Source organism: Micromonospora sp. M51 (genome assembly GCF_018070305.1).
GTDB classification, from domain to species: domain Bacteria; phylum Actinomycetota; class Actinomycetes; order Mycobacteriales; family Micromonosporaceae; genus Micromonospora; species Micromonospora parva.
Genome location: NZ_JAGPXZ010001514.1, coordinates 1 through 452, shown reverse-complemented (window position 1 = coordinate 452; position 452 = coordinate 1). Strand labels below are relative to the sequence as shown.

Here is a 452-nt window from a genome sequence, read left to right as displayed (position 1 = left end):
CCTGAGCACAGCCCCGCGTGGTCGGGGCTCGACCGGCGACAGTTCGCGGCCGCGAGCAGCACCCCCGGTGACCGGGCCGCCCTGCTGGACGCCCTGGCCGCGATCGGCGACGTGCCGGTGCCGGCCGGCGCGCTGCTCCTGGTCGACCTGCACGGCACCGAGGGGATCGGCCCGACCGCCCGGGAGGACGTGCTCGCCGAGGCGGTGCACCGGGCTCGCGCGGTCATCGCCCCCGGCGATCTGGTCACCGGGTGCGCGGGTACCGGCTTCGCGGTGGTCACCGCCGCCGGCCCGGTGCTGGCGTACGCGCTGGGCACCCGACTGCTGAGCGCACTCAGTCCGCCCTACCAACTGGCCGGCGCGATGCTGCGGGTGCAGACGAGCACCCCGTCCACCCGTCGTTCGCCCCACCAGCGGCGGTAGACCGCGATCTCGGCGTCGTGGTCGGCCAC

Annotated in this window: 1 pseudogene; it reads left to right on the top strand. The window is 76.5% G+C overall.

From position 1 onward, the window contains the following. Positions 1-423 (top strand): annotated as a pseudogene (locus KBX53_RS35730) (hypothetical protein); the annotation flags it as partial. Positions 424-452 lie beyond the last annotated feature (29 nt).